The sequence below is a fragment of the Actinomadura sp. ATCC 39365 genome (assembly GCF_054392275.1).
Genome location: NZ_CP184335.1, coordinates 2,765,077 through 2,780,707, shown reverse-complemented (window position 1 = coordinate 2,780,707; position 15,631 = coordinate 2,765,077). Strand labels below are relative to the sequence as shown.

The following is a 15,631-nucleotide window of genomic DNA, read 5'->3' as shown; positions in this document are numbered from 1 at the left end:
GGTGGAGGGTCATCGCCTCTTCCTCCGCCCGGTCTTGCGCCCCAGGTGCCCGACGTGGTGGCCGCCACAGAACTCGCAGACGTACGCGTTGAGCCGGGCCCGATAGGCGCCCTGCGCGACGAGCCTCGCGATGGCGGCGAGCGCCTGCTTGAGGGTGTCGTAGCGGCGTTTGCCGTCGCACTTGCGGCCCTTCGTCTCGGTGCTCATGCTCGCCACTCCCGGACTTGGATTCCGGCAGCGCGTGCCCGGCGGGTGCAGTCCGTGGCGCCGCGGGAGTTGTTGCGGATGAACGCGAGGAGGATGTCGGCGCCGAGGTCGACCATCTGCTGGTTGCGGTGGTGCCCGGCAAGGGGGCAGTAGGTGAAGCCGGCGCGGCCGTTGCGCCGGTGGGGCCCGGGTGGGCAGGCGGGGCTGCACCTCGCCCAGTCGGCGGGGTAGCGCTCGACGGCCAGGACCTGGTTCGCGTTGTCGCGCCATCCCGCCTGGTCTGCACAGTAGAAGTCGGCGATGGCGTCAGCGCCCCGTGGACAGTGGCCGTGCACGACGACGAATTCGTGCTCACCATTGGCGGCGGCCTGGTCGATGGCGTGGGTGATGGCGTCCCAGATGATGCGCTCGTCGCTCCAAGTGCGTGAGCCGGTGATGAGGATGCGGTAGGTCATGTCGCCTCGCTCAGCAGGTCGGTGTCGATCGCGAGCACGATGCCGGGGCCGAGCTGGACGAGCGGCGGCCCTTCCTGGTGGGCGCGGGCGGTTCTGGCCGCGGCCTCGACGGTGAGGCCGGCGCGGACGAGGCGCCGCATCAGGTCGGCGACGCGCAGCTCAGTCTCGGGCCACACGTAGGTGCCGCTAGGGCTGGGGGTGGTGTGCACGAGGCCGCGGCGGGACCATTGGGCGAGCGTGCGGTAGGCGAGGCCCCGCTTGAGCACTTCGTCGAGGGTGATCGGCCGACGGCTGTTCATGACACGGCCTCGCCGACGTCGAACAGGGCAGGGATAGCCATCTCGTGCTCGGCGGTCCGCAGGTTGGCCACGGCCGTTTGCCAGTACGACGCCTTCAGCTCCACGCCGGCGAACCGGCGGCGTTGCTTGAGCGCGACGTAGCCCTCGGAGCCGATTCCGGCGAACGGGCTGAGCACGAGCTCCCCCGGGTTGGACCACAGGCGCACGCACCGCTCGATGAGGTCGAGCTGCAGCGGGCAGATGTGCCGCTCGTCGGCGTCCTCCTTGGCCACCTTCGTGTTGAGCGTGTGAGTCTCGCGAATGTCGTACCAACACGGCCGGGGCATCGCGAGCCCCAACTCCTGCATGGCCTCGATCGCCTCAGCGTCGCCGACGCTGGGCCAGATGGGCCGAGCCCACGCGATCCACTCCTCGTTGGTGACGTCAGTCTTGACGGGGACGGCGTTGTCGCCGGGCGCGCGGAACAGCAGCACATAGTCGGCGAGGGCGGGCCGCAGGTTGGAGGCGTCGCGCTCCTTCGTGACGAACATCAGCGCGTGGGCCTTCGTCCGGATGGCCTGAGCCTGAGGGTCCTTGTCGACGGTGATCTCGCCGTGGAAGATCCACCCCGCCTGCTCGAACGCGGTGATGACCTGGCCCCGGAAGTCGGTCAGCCCGATCACGCCGTTGAGCGCCTTCTGCAAAGTCACCTGCTGGACGTGCACACAGGCCAGCCGGCCAGGCGTGGTCACGCGCAGCTGCTCACGGATGATGTAGCTGTAGTGCTCGAAGAACTCGGCGCGGTCGCGGCTGTTGGACAGGTCGCGCGGCGAGGGCGAGTAGTTGTAGAGCTGCGCGAACGGCGGCGAGCAGACGGACAGGCCGACGCTGCCGGTGTCGATCTCAGTGAGGCGCTCGCAGGCGTCGCCGAGCATGAGGTGCCAGCCGTCGCCGCGCGCGTCGTCGGTGACGTATCCGGGGTCGATGTCTGCGGTCACGAGGCGCTCCAGGTGGCTGAGGCGCGCATCTCGTCCACGAGCCCGCCTGTGATGGCGGCGGCTTCGCGTTCCTTGCGCGCGACGTTGGTGGCGATCTGTCCTTCGAGCTGGGACAGCACGATGTGGGCGTGGACGGGCCGGGTCTGGCCGTAGCGGTGGCAGCGGCGGATGGCCTGGTAGTACTGCTCGTAGGAGTCGGACAGGCCAACGAACGCCATGCGGGCGCAGTGCTGCCAGTTGAGCCCGTACGCGGCGATCCCCGGCTTGGTGATCAGGTAGCGGATCTGTCCGTCGGCGAACGCGAGCAGCAGCTCCGCCTTCTCCTCCGGCTTCATCGACCCGTGCACGTTGACGGCGCCGGGGATGAGCTTGGCCAGGAGGGCGGCTTCGTCGTTGAGTCCGCACCACAGGATCCACGGCTCGTCGGGCTCGGCGGCGACCAGTTCGGCGGCGCGCTCGCACCGGGCGTCCATGGTGGCCTTGCGGACTTTGGCCCGACCGCCGATGCCGCCTAGGTCGACCGCGAACAGCTGGCCTTCCGGGACGACGTCGACGGGCAGCAGGTGGGGGCGGATCTTCAGGCCGGGCAGGTTGTAGCCGGTGTCGTCTCCGCCGATGTCGGACGGTCGGCGTACGGCGATTGCCCACGACGACATCCACCGGTACATGGGGGCGCGGGCGTGGCCTTTCACCCGCCAGCCGGCCTGGTCGTGCACGAAGTAGGTGCTGAGCATCTCGCGGCGGGTGGCCACTCCGAGGAACTCGGCGTGGTTAGCGAGCTCGGCGACGTCGTTCGGGGCGGGCGTGGCGGTGCACGCCAGCTTGCGCGGCACGTTCGCGAACTCTGCGATCATCCGGTCGCGGGTCTTGGACGTGAAGTCCTTGAGGATCGACGACTCGTCGAGCACCACCGCGCCGAACCCTGCCGGGTCGAAGTGGGGCGTCATCTCGTAGTTGGTGACCCAGAGCCCCGGCCCGGCCGCGTCGCTCTCGGAGCGGACGTACCGGACCGTGATGCCGAGCTTGGCCGCCTCGCGAACGGTTTGCTGGCACACCGCGAGCGGCGCGACGATGAGCGCCCGTTCGGCGGAGTGCCGCGCCCACTCGGTCTGCATGAACGTCTTGCCGAGGCCGGTGTCCGCCCAGACGGCAGCCCGCCCGGTGCGTACCGCCCATGCGACGATCCGCCGCTGCCACTCGTGCAGGGTGGGGTGGACATCGGCGGTGTCGACGGCGGGGCCGGTGGCCCTGGCCCGCTGCTGCTTGCGGGCCAGGAAGTCGGCGTAGGTGGCCGTGCTCATGCCTGCCTCAGCGACATGGCGAGGTAGCGGTAGGACGGGTCGTCGCCGGTCACCAGCACGGGCTTGTGGGCTTCCAACATCGAGATGGTGGCCACGTCGCCCTGGACGCCGTGGAGGCCGTCCACGATGAACTGGGGCAGGAACGACACCTGCACCTCGGCAGCGCCGTCGAGGGTGCACGGCAGGGCCTCGCTGCCGCGGCCGAGGTCGCCGCCGCCGGCTGAGACTTCGACCTGCTCGCCGGTGAACGCCAGCCGTACGGCGGTCATGCGTTCGGCCACCAACGTCACGCGTTTGATCGCTTCGATGAGCGGGGCCTTGTCCACGCGCGCAATGTTCGGGGCGTCGACGCCGCCGAACGCGGCCCGGTAGTTGATGAATTCGCTGTCGAGCAGGCGCGTCACCAGCTGACGCCCTCCGGAGGTGAGGGCGAACTGGCTGTCGTCGGCGCCGATGTCGACGGGCCCGTCGGCGAACCCCTTTCCGGCGTCCTTCAGCGTCTTGGACGGGACGAGCACCCCAGCGGAGGCCCCGTCGACGGTGGGCTGGAACGGGATCTTCCTGGCGGCGATGCGGTATCGGTCGGTGGCGGCGAGTTCGAGCCCGTCGGCGTCGATGTCGACGCGGACGCCGGTCAGCATGATGAGCGTCTCGTCCGGGGATGCGGCGGGGACGACCTGCGCGAGCGCACTCCGCAGGAGGGGGGCGTCGACCTGCCCGAGCGTGGCGGGCGGCTCGGGAAGGGCAGGGAAGTCCTCGACCGGCATCGTGGCTAGCCCGAACTCGGCGGTGCCGCACCGCAGCTCGACCTCGCCCCCGGCCAGCGCCAGTTCGACGGCCTTGTGGGGCAGGCTCTTGGCGACCTCGGCGAGCAGGCGCCCGCTGACGACGACGCGGCCGGGCTCGGCGACGTCAGCCTGGACGGTGCACTTGGCGGAGATGTCGTAGTCGAACGCGCTGACGATGAGGGTGTCGTCGCCGGTCGCTTCGAGCAGGAGGCCGGCGAGGATGGGCACCGCGGGCCGCTGGGGCAGGGTGCGGGCGGTCCAGGCGACGGCGTCGGCGAACACGTCCGCGGGCAGGCTGAGCTTCATTTCTTGTCGTCCTCTCCGGTCAGCGCGTCGTACAGGTCGGGGGCCTTCTCGCGGAGGCAGTCCTCGCAGACGTCACCGGTGCGGGGGTCAAGCCAGCCGGCGCCCTCGCGCGGGTACGGCTCGACGCGCAGCAGCTCGGGGCAGTCGGCGTCGAGGTGGCCGACGATCTGCCCGGTGTGCACGTTGACACCGGCCGGGTACCAGGGCCGGAGCCAGTAGGTGGAGTCGCTGGAGAGCTCGATCTTGGTGGTCGTGCTCACGCTCATGCTGCTGCCCTTCTGGAGAGGAGCTGCCGTCGCTGCTCGGGGGTGGTGCCGCCGTAGATCCCGTGCTCGATCTCGCCCTGGTCGAGCGCGTACCGCAGGCAGGCGGCGGAGAGGGGGCAGCGCCCGCATACGCCGACTGCCTTCTCGATCTCTCGGGCGTACGTCTCGCTGTAGCCGGCCGGGAAGAACAGTTCGGGGTCTTCGTCTTGGCAGGCGGCTCGCGTGGGGAGCGGGTTCTCCTGGTGGTCGCCCGGCGTCCGGCGCTGCGGCTTCACCCGCTTGGCCGAGGCCGGCGCTGCGGCGATCCTGTGCACCGTCTCGGCGAGCTGCCCGCTGCCCTGGCAGCGGGTGCTGTCGTTGAGCTTCATGCCGGGGCGCGGGGTGTGGGAGACGAGGGTCCGGTCGAGCCGGATCGCGATGCTTGGCCGCCCGCAGGTGGCGCAGCTACCGTTCGGGACTCGCCGGTGGCCCAGCTCGGTGTAGGTGGTCTTCAGGTCGGCTCCGCCGAGGCCGAGCATGTCGAACACCTGCTGCAGCTCGGCGGCCGGCGCTCCGAGCTGGGCGGCGGTGTCGCGGAGCCGCTCGGCCGCGGTTCGCCGCTGCGCGGGGGTGAGGGGGTGAGCCGGCGCGGCGCGGCGATGTTGGTGCTGCGCTTCTTCGGCTTCTGGCTGCGGCGCTGCTTCTGAAGGATGCCGTCGCTGTGGAGCCGCTCGCGCTGGAGGAGCCATTCGGCGTCGTGGTCACGGACGCTGTACCTGGTGTCGCTCATGCGGCACGCTCCAGCGACTCGCCGGTGACGCACTCGACCAGCGCACTCACGATGATCTCGGCGATGGGCGGGGTGACGGCGCCGCCGTACTGGCGGACCTTCTGTCGCTTGTTGCCGACCACCACGTAGTTGCTGGCGAAGGCCATGCCCCGGCCAATCTCGTGGGGTTCCAGCATCCGGAACTCCACCTCGTTCACGTCGAGCGCGGGGCCGGCCAGGCCGTACCGGTCGACAGTGGTCAGCGTGCCGACAGGTTCGGTCACCGGCCGGGCGTCGCTGCTGCTGTAGTAGGGCACGAGCAGGTGCTGCTCCTCCCAGGTGACGAGCCCGTGATGGTTGCCGCCGGCCGTGACGGCGTGCATCGCTGTCAGGTCGGCGCGGCGCGCGCGCTCCTTGTCGCCGCCGCCACGCATCGGGATCATCAATGGTGGGAACGCGATCCCCGTCTCGTTGCGGGTGGTCTGGGTGCGGATCGGCTCGCAGCCGGGCGCTGCGGCCTTCCCCTCGCGCCCTTCGACGGGGACCATCAGGGGCGGCAGGGCGAGGCCGTCGTTTTCCGAGGTCGTGCGCGTCGGCATCGGCACTGTTACCGGGATGGCCCGGTCGCGCCAGGTCCCTCCGGCCGGGACCAGAAGCGGCACCCAGTACTGCTCCATTCCGGCCTTGATCCGCGCGATGGTCGCCGGTGCGTACGGGGTGAACTTCTTGCCGGGCTTACCGTCGCCGACCTTCCTGGTGGGCAGCGAGAAGTCGATTGCGGTCGTCGCGGGCAGCACGGCGGGTTCCACGACGGCGTTGCGGCAGGTGACGCGCGGGCAGCGGTAGAGGTACTGCTGGCGATAGCGGCCCATGTCCTTGCGCGGGTTCTTGAACACCTGGATCGCGGACACGACCTCGTCGCAGCCGGGGCACCACGCGCGGGGGCGAAGCCACTTGTCCCAGTCCGGGTCGCGGCCGAGGCTCTGGTGCCAGTAGGCGACGTACAGCCGGTCGCGAGACTGGGGGGCGGCCAGGGTGCGTACCGGTTCGGCGTGCATGGAGTTGAAGGCGATGACCCGGGTGTTGTAGCCCAGGATGCGGATGTCGTTGAGCCACCGGTCCCACTGGTCCCATTCGCGTTCGTCGATGACGTTCTCGACGACGCCGGCCAGGACCAGACCGCCTCGACGGCGTACCCCGGCGAGGTACTGGGGCACCTCGTTCATCAGAGCGCGGGAGCGCTCCTCCTCCTCTTCCTGCGCGGTCTTCCGCCGGGGGATGAGCTCGTCCTGAAGGCTGCGGTGGAAGGTCCGCTTCTTGCCACGGGCCAGGCTCCACTTGGTGCACTCCGGGGAAGCCCAGAACAGGTCGCACACCGGCCAGCGGTCGACGGGGGCCTCGCGGATGTCGCCTTTCCAATGGTCGGTGTGGGGGAAGTTGGCGGCGTGGGAGGCGATCGCCTTGTCCCAGTGGTTGGCGGCGCGGGCGACCTCGACGCCGGGTACGGCGTGCGCTCCTTGGGAGCTGCCTCCGGCGCCGCAGAACCAGTCCATGAGGGTCAGCACGACGCGGCCTCCTTGATTTCGGCTCCTTGCCGGGCGACGTGGTCGACGGCCCAGATGGCGAATGCGGCGATTCCGAGCGCGCTGAGCCGCCGGTTGCGCCGGAGCTGCGCGGTGAGCGTGCCGTCGGTGGGGGCTTGCCGGAGCGCGGCGAGTTCGATGGCGGCGAAGCTGCCGAGGACACCGGCGGCCCAGCACGCCCAGGCGCGCGGGTAGATGTTGGTGCTCGCCGTCGTGCCCGGGGGGAGCACGGGCACGACGGCGGCGATCTGGGGGGCTTCACCGCGCGGCCCTCCGTCGGGGGTAGCGGATGTGGAAGGCGCCGCACCGGCATTCCGAGACGCGGGAGCGTCGCGCCCGGTCGCGGGCGAGTTCGGCGTCGGTGCGCGTCCCGTAGCCGGTGAGGTGGGGCCGGGGGCAGTCGATGACGTACCGCCACTCGCAGACGGGCCACAGCCGCGTCTGCAGGTCGGCCAGGTCGAGGTCGGTGGTGTCGATGCGCGGCGTCCAGTGCTCGGGGTGGCCGGCGGGCACTCGGACTTCGCCGAGCATCTCGGCGGGCTCTCGGGTGCGGCGGGGCCGCCGGTCTCGGAGCCGGTCGCGGATCTCGTACGCGGCGATGATGGCGGCGGCCGCGATGAGGATGGTGGCGCCGGTGGCGAGTTCGGGGTTCATGTGGGCCGCCTTTCGAGGACGGCGTCGGCGTGGGCGAGGGCGGCGTCGAGGTCGCGGGCGTCTTCGTCGGCGGCGGCGGTGAGCAGCCGCTGGAGGGCGTCGCGGTACGGCTTGCCTGCGGTGGTGGCTCCGAACCAGGTGCCGCCGGTGAAGGCGGCGGCGATGGCGAGCCAGGTGAGGATCAGGTCAGGCATTGCTGGCCACCGCCTCGGCGATGGCCTGGCTGACTTTCGGGGCTACGTCCGTCTCGGTCGTGGTGCCCGGTGTCAGACGCTCGACAGCCGCGATGAGGTCGGGCAGGTCGGTGCCGATGAGCCAGGCGAGGGTGCGCCGGTCTTCGCCGCGTACGCACACCTGGTCGCCGGGGAGGCTGGCCCCCGCGCCGGCGAGCCAGCGCAGAGTCCAGAGCCGATCCTTGATCCGCTCCAGGTTCGGCGGGGTCGAAGTGCTCACGGTTCGAGCACTTCCAGCGCGGCGTTGCGCAGCTCGCGCACCACCGTGGCCGCGTCCCGCTCGTCCGACCACGCACCGAGGGACTCGGCGTACGTGTCGTCGTGCGAGAGCGCCAGGAAGTCGATCAGCATGTCGGCGGTGTCGAGCACCAGCCGCCACGAGCGCCCGGCCTGGCGGTCGTCCTCCCAGGTGTCCGGGTCGTGGCCGCACACGACGGCGATGGCACCGGGCACGTCGACGGGCGCCTGGCGCGGTGGCAAGCCGGCCGTCCCGTCGTAGAAGTCGCCGTCGGCCTTGCCCTGCCGCTCGATCAGGTCGGCGGCGGCCAGCGCCACAGCAGCGGGCGTGAGTGTGATGGTCATCGTGGTCATGAGGTCTCCGCAGGTGAGGAGGAGGCGGTGGGAGGTGTGTGCTCACCGTGCTCGGCCTCCCGCTGCAGCCGGTCGATGACCTTGCTGGCTTCGGCGCGGGTGAGCTCGGTGCGGGACGTGATCTGGTTGTCGTCGGTGCGCTGCAGCACCTCGTTGACGAGCGCGAGCGCGCTGTCCCGGTTGGTGATGCCGTGCTCGCGCATGAGCGCGCCCATCTTCTGCTGTTGCGCGTCGGTGATCGCGGTTTCGGCGGGCAGCGCAGGTGCCGTGCGGGAGCGCTGAGCGGTGGGCGCCGGTGTGCCACGGCCTGGGGGCGATGACCTCGGTCGGTGGGCGCGCTGGGCGGTCCGGCCGTCGTACGCCTGCGCGTCGTCGTCCTCGTCCTCGGCGGCGATGCCCGTGATGGCCAGCAGCACGTACCGGCGCGCGTATGTGATCGCGCTTCCCATCTGCATGGGGTTCTCGGACAGCTTGAGCGGGTACTCGCCGGACTCCTCAGTGCCGGAGGCGACGTGCTTCAGGCTGTACCGGAGTACGAACTTCGGGTCGTCGGGCCGCATCGTCGGCTTGGTGGTGTAGACGCAGCCGAGGGCGTTCAGCCGCGACAGGACGACGGCGTTGACCTGGACGAGGTCGGCGTACTTCGTCTTCTGGTTGCCGACCTGGCCCTGCTTGTTCTTCTCCAGCACGGGCGGGTCGGCCTGCAGCATCAGCAGGGCCTCGTCCAGAGACTTCGGCGCGGGGGTCTCGGCGGCCATCAGAACAGGGCCCCTTCGTCATCGACCTGGGCCACCCTGCTCAGCACGTACTGCGATGCCGTCGGCGGGACGATCGGCTCCCCGACCAGGTCGCGCAGGCCGGCGACGATTCGGGCGACCTCCTTGACGTACAGGAAGTCGCGGTAGACGTCCTTGTCGCACGCCAGCGGCACGAACGAGTAGCCGTCGGGCCGGAGGTGGATGCCGGCGCAGAAGTCCACCGGCGGCATGTCGATGACCTCACCGTCGGGGAGGATCAGGTACTCGGAGTGCCGGTACGGCGCCAGTTGCAGCGCCTCCTCGCCGAAGATTCCGGACCGGCTGGTCTTCCAGTCGAACAGCCCTCGGCAGTATCCGCCGCCATCGCGCGGGATGTGGTCGTACTCAGGCATGTCCGGCAGGAGCACGTCGGCGATGAGGTCGGTGGTGCCGACGTGCCGGTGGGTTTCGGAGTAGACGACCGCTTCGACGTGGACGGCACGCACCTGGAAGTCGTCGAGGAACTGGACGCACGACTGGACGTATCCCGCGAGGCCGTCCGGGATGGTGACCTTCTCGCCCGCGATGAGCCGTTCGGCGAGCTTGTGGACCTGGGTTCCCCGGTTGGCGGCGGCGTCCCGCTTCTCGTACCGACCGCCCTTGATCTTCTTGAAGCGTTCGGACAGCGGCAGCGTGGCCAGCTCGTCCCAGTTGTCGAGAACGTATTCGGCGGTGGCGTCTCCGGCCCAGTTGAGCAGGGCGGGCTTGGGGAGGCCGTTGCCTTTGATGGTGGTGACGCCTGGGACGCGTTCGCCGCCGGCGTCTTCGTCGATGTACCAGTGGTTGCGGCCGTTCTGCTTTCTGGCGATCTTCACTGCAGGTCACCGCCCTTCTTGGGCAGGTCCTTCTTGAGGAAGGCCGCCCAGACGCAGACGCGCACGCCCTCGATGTGGCCGATCACGCTCGCGCTGCCGCCGGTGCGCTTCCCGTACGGCGTGCTCACGATTTCGGCACCGAGAAGGTCAGCCCACCTCTGCAGTCCGTTGAGCTTGATGTCCGCCGGGGTTTGCATGAGGGCCATCTGGCCGTCGAGGGCGGGAGCGCCGTGCTCGCTGATCCTCCAGGTGACCTCAGGCAGGTCCTCGTTGAGCAGGGCCACGAGCACCCGGGCAGCAGCGAGTTGCCTCTGGCGGGCGCTCATGCGGCAGGGGTCGTGACGAAGGTGGCGCCGTACGTGCCCGCGATGCCGCGCGCCAGGTCCTCGATCGTCACGCTGTAACCCCACGAGGCGTAGTCGGCGACGTCCACGTCCGTGGTGCTGCACACCTTGGCCAGGCGGCCGGCGTGCCGCTCGACGACCACGAGCGTGGCGCTGTGGGGCAGCTCGCTGACGCGCCGCAGCTCGGGCGTGACCGGTTCGACGGTGATGGAGTGGGGGATGTGCGTCAGGTCGGCGCGGGTCCCGTCGGACGTGAACGGCGGCAGCGTGGGGGGCTGCGTCTGCTCGGCGTCCTCCATGCGGCGTCGCGCCTGGACGATCAGGCGGCCGGCCGCGGCGGGCGCCTGATTGATGGGCAGGTGCGGCCAGGCGGCGCGGATCGCGGCCAGCAGGGCGGAGCGCAGAAGCTCGCCGCCGGGCTGGCCGTCGTGCTCGATGGTGAGGGCGGCCAGGGTGATCAGCGCCCGAGTGGCGGGCGCGTTGTCGAGCTCGACGGTCGGCGCCAGCGTCGGGATCAGGTCGTTGTCGCTGACGGCGGGCAGCACCGTGAGCAAGCTGTGCAGGAGGGTGGCGGCGGAGTCGTCGAGCGGCAGCGGCTTGCGCTCGTCCAGCACGAGAGCGATCAGGTCGATGGCGGCCTGGTCGAGGCCGGGCCAGACGGCCAGCTTGGAGAGGGCGCGGCGGTCGGTTTCGGTGAGCGAGGCGTAGTCGTCGCGCCGCACTGTCCAGATGGTGTGCCGGATGGTGACGATGTCGCCGGGCGTGTAGCCAGCGGGGAGGTCTGCGAGGATGGTCATGGTCTGCTTTCCCTTGCTTGAGGAGGGATGGCGGGTCGGAGCGGGCCCATCCGGTCGAGTCGGGTGGGCTCGCGGCCTGTCAGGGGTGGCCGTCGATCGGCAGCCCCAAGCTGTCGAGCAGGGCCGACTTGGGGACGCGGTAGGCGTTGCCAACGCGGATCACTCGGACAGGGAACTCGCCGGCCCGGGCGAGCTCGTGCGCCTTGGTGCGGCCGATGCCGTACGCGCGGCCGGCGGTCACCAGATCGACGGCGGCGGGGAGGGCGAGCACTTCCTCGGTGGTGAGCGGCCGGGTCCTGCGGTTCCTTCTGGCGCTGGTGTCGGCGGTCATGACGCCTGCTCGCACGCTTCGTCATAGGTGAGGTCGTCGAGCGCTTCCAGTGTGGGAGGGTCGCGCAGGATGGAGCGGATGTCCACGACGAGGACGGCCTTGAGCCGGTAGAGCACCTCGTAGGAGGCGTCCTTGTGCTCGTTCTCGATGTTGGCCATGTGCGGGGGCGAGATCCGGGCCTGCTCGGCGAGTTCCCGGCGGCTCATGCCGGTCTTCTTGCGGAAGTCGCGGATGGCGCTGCCGTTCTGCCTGGGCTTTGCCGGTGCTTGCCGGTTCTCTCCTGCTCGCATGGGGCGAGACTAGGAATAAGCAGGAATACAAGTCAAGAGCGAATAGGCAAGGTCAGGCAAACCGTAACCGGGCTGTGACTGATCGTTCTGAAGGGCCAGGTCCAAAGCGGGATTACGGTAGTTGCGACGATCTGTCAGGGTGCTGTTACGTTGCTTGATTGTTCCTGTCTATTCCGAGACGATGTGCGGCATGGGCGGCGAGGACCTGGATCGGCTGGCGAAGTACGTAGTGCGCCGGCGCGTGCAGATGGGCTACAAGACCCGCGAGGAGTTCGCGAGCGCGGTAGGCCTGTCCGTCCGCACGCTCGGGGACATCGAGCGGGCCCGGCGCGCCGTCGGCGACGCCTCGGTGGCTGCCGTCGAGCACGCCTTGGGGTGGCGGCCAGCCTCCTTCGAGGCCATCCTCAGCGGGCGCGAGCCGGAACTGGAGTCCCCGGACAAGAGTGAGCCGCCCGACCAGCTCGGCCACGTCGTCGGCGATGATCCCGAGATGCGCGCGATCTGGGTCGGATTGCAGGCGATTTCGCAGCTCACCCACCAAGAGCGCGTCCACATGGTGACGCTGGTCAAGGCGCTCCGAGGGACAGCGGGCGGAACCGCGTCACAGTGGGACACCGACACCCAGGGCGGCGGCAACCGCCACACGGGTTGACACAAAGTCACATTTTGTGACAGAACTAACAGTCCGATAACGCGTGTGCGGACCCATTGTCATCGGGGTATGGGGACGTGCTGAAGAAACGAGCGTTGGTGGGGGACGTTCCTCAAGGAACTGCTGACGTTATGAAGGTGCACGCAAAAAATGTCCACGCCTCACCCCGAGGAAACCCCGGCGAGTCTCGCCCTTGCACGCGTCCGGGGGCGCGTCCAACGGCTCACCTCGCTGCACGCCTGGCATGAGCAGGCGTTACGTCGAGAACAAGAGTTAGAAATCGAGAACGCCAGGCTGCGGGCCCAGCTCGCGGCCAGCCAACACCTGATCCAGTCCTACCAGTTCGTGCTCGGCCTCGACCCGGCGCAGGCGCCTCCGCCTCAGCTCGTCATCGCGTGGCACACGGCCAGCGCGCATGACATCCCGGTCGTCGTCGAGGTCGACGGCGCACTCTGGGCGATCGTCGTGGACGGGGCCCCGAGGACCCCGAACCCGGTCGCGGAGTACGAGGACTGGCAGCGCATGAGAGCGATCTACGGTCGCATGGACCGGCAGATCGCGAAGCTGAAGGAGCAGATGGAGGGGTAAGTGGTCCCGATCGTCGCCTACGAGGAACTGCCGGAAGGCATCAAAGTCATGATCCGCGAGGAGGGCGGCCACGAGGTGGTCGTCATCGACTCCCGCTTATCGCGAGTGGAGCGTGCCAAAGCACGCGAGCTCGGCAAGGCCATGCTGCGAGAGCGGCATCAGCACGTGTTCCTGCACCTGGGGATCCTTGGCGAGTGGGGGCAGCAGCGCTTACGGGACCTGGCGCCCGTCTGCCGGGGCTCGGCAACGGCGGTAGCCGGCGGCGCGCTGGCCATGACGATGGTGGTCGGCTCGGACATCGTCGTCGACAAGCGGATCGTGCCGCCCTCGTACGCGGAGTCGCCGACCATCGCCGCCGACCGGATGTCCGAACCGCGCCGGTTCGCTCCGATGGAAAGGATCGGCGATCATCCCGACCCCGCCGCGGTTGGGAGAGTGCCGGTGCGGCCGGCCAACGCGGCACCGCCCATGATGCTTGTGCCCCCGGCGCGGCCGTCGCAGGAGCGCGAGACTACTCCGCCGCGGCGTCCAGAGCAGGACCAGATCCAGGAAGCCGTGCCCGAGCGCGCGGGGCGTCAGCACACGACGTCGTACGCCACTCCGGCGCCGGACGTCACCAAGGCGTCGCAGCGCCCTGCAGCGGACGCGGCAGACGTGCAGGGGCCCTCCACCAAGAGCTCTACCGCCTCGCCGCCGGCCTCCAGCCCGCCGCCCAAGGACACCCCGACTCCGGAGAAGACGTCAACGCCGGAGAAGACGCACGCGCCAGACGTCAAGCTGCCCGGGGTGGAGGTAGACCTGCCCGACCTCACACCGTCATCCCTGGGAGACACGGTGAAGGAGGTCGAGGAGACGGTGAAGGACACCGTGAAGAACCCCGTCGGCGTCGGCAGCGAATGTGATGGACTCGTGAACGTCGACGTGAAACTGCTCCCCAAGGTGTGCGTCGGCGGCTGAGAAGGGGTGGCGGCGGCCATGATGACGGGAAAGCGCTGCAAGTGCCGGGAGGACGGCCACGAGCTGGGCGCGACATGCCCGCGGTTGCGCCGTAAGGACGGCTCCTGGAACCCGAACCACGGCACGTGGTACGGGAAGTCCGAGGTGCCTCCCGGCCCGGACGGGAAACGCAACCTCCTTCGGGCGGGCGGGTTCAAGACCGAGACGGACGTGGAGCTGTTCTACTCCCAGGCCCATCGGCTGCTCGACATCCCGGACGCCGGGCCGGACGGCCACGAGGCGCGCATGGAGATCCTGGAGATGATCCGGGCCGCGCACAAGAAGCAGGCGCCGCTCCCGTCGTACGAGGAGCTCCACCGCAAGTTCAAGGCCGGCCAGCCTCTCCAGTCCATGAAGTTCGGCGAGTACTGGACAACTTGGGTGGCCAGGCGCAAGCGCCTGCGGGACATCCGCGAGTCCACGCTGGTCGGCTACATCAGCCACCATGACGCGCACTTCGGCGAGGTGCTCGACGACGTTCGGCTGGACAAGCTGTTCGCCCCGGTCGTGGAGCGGGTGTTCGAGCGGATCGACGAGAAGAACGACGCCATCCGCCAGGCCCTCGCCTCCGACGATCCTGCTGTGCGGGCCTCGGCGCGTGGCAAGCGCATCACCGGCCCGGCGACGAAGCAGAGGATCAAGGCCACCATCAGGACCGTGTTGGCCGACGCGGAGCGGGAGCACCTCGTCACCTTCAACGCCGCGGCGCTGGTCGCCCTGGAGTCAGCGCCGCGGCCGAAGGGTGTGGTCTGGACGAAGGCGCGCGTCGAGGCATTCAACGAGGCGTTCAAGGCGCGGCTGACAGCGGTACGGGCCGACCCGCACCTGCCGTCCACCTCCGCGGTGGCGGTGTGGAGTGCCACGGACCTGAGGCCGTCGCCGGTGATGGTGTGGACGCCGGTCCAGCTCGGCGCGTTCCTGGATCACGCCGCCGGCGACCGCCTGTACGCCCTCTTCCACCTCATCGCGTTCCGGGGCCTGCGCCGAGGCGAGGTGTGCGGGGCCCGCTGGGTGGATCTCGACGTCGACGACGGCGTGCTGTCGGTGTCCAGGCAGCTCACCATCGTGGGCCGCGAGGTGAGGGAGGGCAAGCCGAAGACGGCCGCCTCGGATGCGCCGGTGGCGCTCGACCAGGCCACGCTGGAACTGCTGCGGTTACACCGCAAGCGGCAGAAGGAGGAGAAGCTCGCGTGGGCCGGCTCGTGGACGGAGACGGGCCGGATCTTTACCCGCGAGGACGGCACCGAGTTGAAGCCTGACTGGCTGAGCGAGTACTTCGAGAGGCTGGCGTTCGCGGCCGGGCTGCCACCGATCCGGCTGCACGACCTCCGCCACGGGGCGGCCACGCTGAGCCTCGCCGCGGGCAACGACATGAAGACGACCTCGGCGATGCTGCGGCACTCGTCGCTGTCGATCACGTCGGACACGTACACGAGCGTGCTGCCGGAGTTGGCGCGCGCGGCGGCGGAAGCGAGCGTTTCGCTGGTCCCCCGGGCTGTGGTCGTGGGTGACCCGTCCGAAACTGACGGTCTCCCTTCGGTCTCCCCGATCCGCCCGAATGACCCATCGGATTCTCGGTCTCCCAGGATCCGCAGGTCCAAGCCCTGAGAAAA

The 15,631-nt window shown here is 69.7% G+C and carries 25 protein-coding genes; 4 read left to right on the top strand and 21 right to left on the bottom strand.

The window, feature by feature from the left end; all coding sequences use genetic code 11:
- Nucleotides 1-9: 9 nt before the first annotated feature.
- The 21 genes from ACNF49_RS14030 to ACNF49_RS13930 all read right to left on the bottom strand — a co-directional run bounded on the left by ACNF49_RS14030 (nt 10) and on the right by ACNF49_RS13930 (nt 11,782).
- The gene (locus ACNF49_RS14030; RefSeq protein ID WP_482943922.1) at nt 10-207 is read right to left on the bottom strand and encodes a hypothetical protein; all 198 of its coding nucleotides are present in this window, start codon (nt 205-207) and stop codon (nt 10-12) included.
- A complete protein-coding gene (locus ACNF49_RS14025) occupies nt 204-662 on the bottom strand; it encodes an SLOG family protein (protein WP_482943921.1) in 459 nt (152 codons plus the stop codon). Before ACNF49_RS14025 ends, ACNF49_RS14030 begins: the two co-directional genes overlap by 4 nt.
- Nucleotides 659-961, bottom strand: coding sequence for a MerR family transcriptional regulator (locus ACNF49_RS14020; RefSeq protein ID WP_482943920.1), 303 nt, complete (start codon nt 959-961; stop codon nt 659-661). Before ACNF49_RS14020 ends, ACNF49_RS14025 begins: the two co-directional genes overlap by 4 nt.
- Nucleotides 958-1,938: a DNA-methyltransferase gene (locus ACNF49_RS14015; RefSeq protein ID WP_482943919.1), complete on the bottom strand. Its 981-nt coding sequence runs from the start codon at nt 1,936-1,938 to the stop codon at nt 958-960. Before ACNF49_RS14015 ends, ACNF49_RS14020 begins: the two co-directional genes overlap by 4 nt.
- A complete protein-coding gene (locus ACNF49_RS14010; protein WP_482943918.1) occupies nt 1,935-3,239 on the bottom strand; it encodes a helicase-related protein in 1,305 nt (434 codons plus the stop codon). The genes ACNF49_RS14015 and ACNF49_RS14010 overlap by 4 nt, the downstream gene beginning before the upstream one ends.
- Nucleotides 3,236-4,333, bottom strand: a complete 1,098-nt coding sequence (dnaN, locus tag ACNF49_RS14005) for a DNA polymerase III subunit beta (RefSeq protein ID WP_482943917.1) — start codon at nt 4,331-4,333, stop codon at nt 3,236-3,238. The genes ACNF49_RS14010 and dnaN overlap by 4 nt, the downstream gene beginning before the upstream one ends.
- Nucleotides 4,330-4,599 carry a hypothetical protein gene (locus ACNF49_RS14000; RefSeq protein ID WP_482943916.1) on the bottom strand — a complete coding sequence of 90 codons (270 nt, stop codon included), beginning with the start codon at nt 4,597-4,599 and terminating at the stop codon, nt 4,330-4,332. The genes dnaN and ACNF49_RS14000 overlap by 4 nt, the downstream gene beginning before the upstream one ends.
- A complete protein-coding gene (locus ACNF49_RS13995) occupies nt 4,596-5,117 on the bottom strand; it encodes a WhiB family transcriptional regulator (RefSeq protein WP_482943915.1) in 522 nt (173 codons plus the stop codon). The genes ACNF49_RS14000 and ACNF49_RS13995 overlap by 4 nt, the downstream gene beginning before the upstream one ends.
- Nucleotides 5,090-5,368: a hypothetical protein gene (locus ACNF49_RS13990; protein WP_482943914.1), complete on the bottom strand. Its 279-nt coding sequence runs from the start codon at nt 5,366-5,368 to the stop codon at nt 5,090-5,092. The genes ACNF49_RS13995 and ACNF49_RS13990 overlap by 28 nt, the downstream gene beginning before the upstream one ends.
- Complete coding sequence (locus ACNF49_RS13985) at nt 5,365-6,912, bottom strand: DNA cytosine methyltransferase (RefSeq protein WP_482943913.1); 1,548 nt, start codon at nt 6,910-6,912, stop codon at nt 5,365-5,367. The genes ACNF49_RS13990 and ACNF49_RS13985 overlap by 4 nt, the downstream gene beginning before the upstream one ends.
- The gene (locus ACNF49_RS13980) at nt 6,906-7,166 is read right to left on the bottom strand and encodes a hypothetical protein (RefSeq protein WP_482943912.1); all 261 of its coding nucleotides are present in this window, start codon (nt 7,164-7,166) and stop codon (nt 6,906-6,908) included. The genes ACNF49_RS13985 and ACNF49_RS13980 overlap by 7 nt, the downstream gene beginning before the upstream one ends.
- Nucleotides 7,167-7,188: 22 nt before the next feature.
- Nucleotides 7,189-7,584: a hypothetical protein gene (locus ACNF49_RS13975; RefSeq protein ID WP_482943911.1), complete on the bottom strand. Its 396-nt coding sequence runs from the start codon at nt 7,582-7,584 to the stop codon at nt 7,189-7,191.
- Nucleotides 7,581-7,778 (bottom strand): hypothetical protein, encoded by a 198-nt coding sequence (locus ACNF49_RS13970; RefSeq protein ID WP_482943910.1) that lies wholly within the window; start codon nt 7,776-7,778, stop codon nt 7,581-7,583. Before ACNF49_RS13970 ends, ACNF49_RS13975 begins: the two co-directional genes overlap by 4 nt.
- Nucleotides 7,771-8,037: a hypothetical protein gene (locus tag ACNF49_RS13965; RefSeq protein WP_482943909.1), complete on the bottom strand. Its 267-nt coding sequence runs from the start codon at nt 8,035-8,037 to the stop codon at nt 7,771-7,773. Before ACNF49_RS13965 ends, ACNF49_RS13970 begins: the two co-directional genes overlap by 8 nt.
- Nucleotides 8,034-8,399 carry a DUF6197 family protein gene (locus ACNF49_RS13960; protein ID WP_482943908.1) on the bottom strand — a complete coding sequence of 122 codons (366 nt, stop codon included), beginning with the start codon at nt 8,397-8,399 and terminating at the stop codon, nt 8,034-8,036. Before ACNF49_RS13960 ends, ACNF49_RS13965 begins: the two co-directional genes overlap by 4 nt.
- 5 nt (nt 8,400-8,404) lie before the next feature.
- Complete coding sequence (locus ACNF49_RS13955) at nt 8,405-9,166, bottom strand: ERF family protein (protein ID WP_482943907.1); 762 nt, start codon at nt 9,164-9,166, stop codon at nt 8,405-8,407.
- Complete coding sequence (locus tag ACNF49_RS13950; protein WP_482943906.1) at nt 9,166-10,020, bottom strand: hypothetical protein; 855 nt, start codon at nt 10,018-10,020, stop codon at nt 9,166-9,168. The genes ACNF49_RS13955 and ACNF49_RS13950 overlap by 1 nt, the downstream gene beginning before the upstream one ends.
- Nucleotides 10,017-10,346, bottom strand: a complete 330-nt coding sequence (locus ACNF49_RS13945) for a hypothetical protein (RefSeq protein ID WP_482943905.1) — start codon at nt 10,344-10,346, stop codon at nt 10,017-10,019. The genes ACNF49_RS13950 and ACNF49_RS13945 overlap by 4 nt, the downstream gene beginning before the upstream one ends.
- Nucleotides 10,343-11,161 (bottom strand): hypothetical protein, encoded by an 819-nt coding sequence (locus tag ACNF49_RS13940; protein ID WP_482943904.1) that lies wholly within the window; start codon nt 11,159-11,161, stop codon nt 10,343-10,345. The genes ACNF49_RS13945 and ACNF49_RS13940 overlap by 4 nt, the downstream gene beginning before the upstream one ends.
- Nucleotides 11,162-11,240: 79 nt before the next feature.
- Nucleotides 11,241-11,492 carry a helix-turn-helix domain-containing protein gene (locus tag ACNF49_RS13935; protein ID WP_482943903.1) on the bottom strand — a complete coding sequence of 84 codons (252 nt, stop codon included), beginning with the start codon at nt 11,490-11,492 and terminating at the stop codon, nt 11,241-11,243.
- Nucleotides 11,489-11,782 (bottom strand): helix-turn-helix domain-containing protein, encoded by a 294-nt coding sequence (locus ACNF49_RS13930; protein WP_482943902.1) that lies wholly within the window; start codon nt 11,780-11,782, stop codon nt 11,489-11,491. Before ACNF49_RS13930 ends, ACNF49_RS13935 begins: the two co-directional genes overlap by 4 nt.
- Nucleotides 11,783-11,972: 190 nt before the next feature.
- Between ACNF49_RS13930 and ACNF49_RS13925 the strand changes: the two genes are divergently transcribed.
- The 4 genes from ACNF49_RS13925 (at nt 11,973) to ACNF49_RS13910 (ending at nt 15,626) form a co-directional block, all read left to right on the top strand.
- Nucleotides 11,973-12,434, top strand: coding sequence for a helix-turn-helix domain-containing protein (locus ACNF49_RS13925; protein WP_482943901.1), 462 nt, complete (start codon nt 11,973-11,975; stop codon nt 12,432-12,434).
- A 150-nt stretch (nt 12,435-12,584) separates the two neighbouring features.
- Nucleotides 12,585-13,022, top strand: coding sequence for a hypothetical protein (locus ACNF49_RS13920; RefSeq protein ID WP_482943900.1), 438 nt, complete (start codon nt 12,585-12,587; stop codon nt 13,020-13,022).
- On the top strand, nt 13,023-13,979 hold the full coding sequence (locus ACNF49_RS13915; protein ID WP_482943899.1) for a hypothetical protein: 957 nt from the start codon (nt 13,023-13,025) through the stop codon (nt 13,977-13,979).
- Between the two features lie 18 nt (nt 13,980-13,997).
- Nucleotides 13,998-15,626 carry a tyrosine-type recombinase/integrase gene (locus ACNF49_RS13910; protein ID WP_482943898.1) on the top strand — a complete coding sequence of 543 codons (1,629 nt, stop codon included), beginning with the start codon at nt 13,998-14,000 and terminating at the stop codon, nt 15,624-15,626.
- Nucleotides 15,627-15,631: the final 5 nt, after the last annotated feature.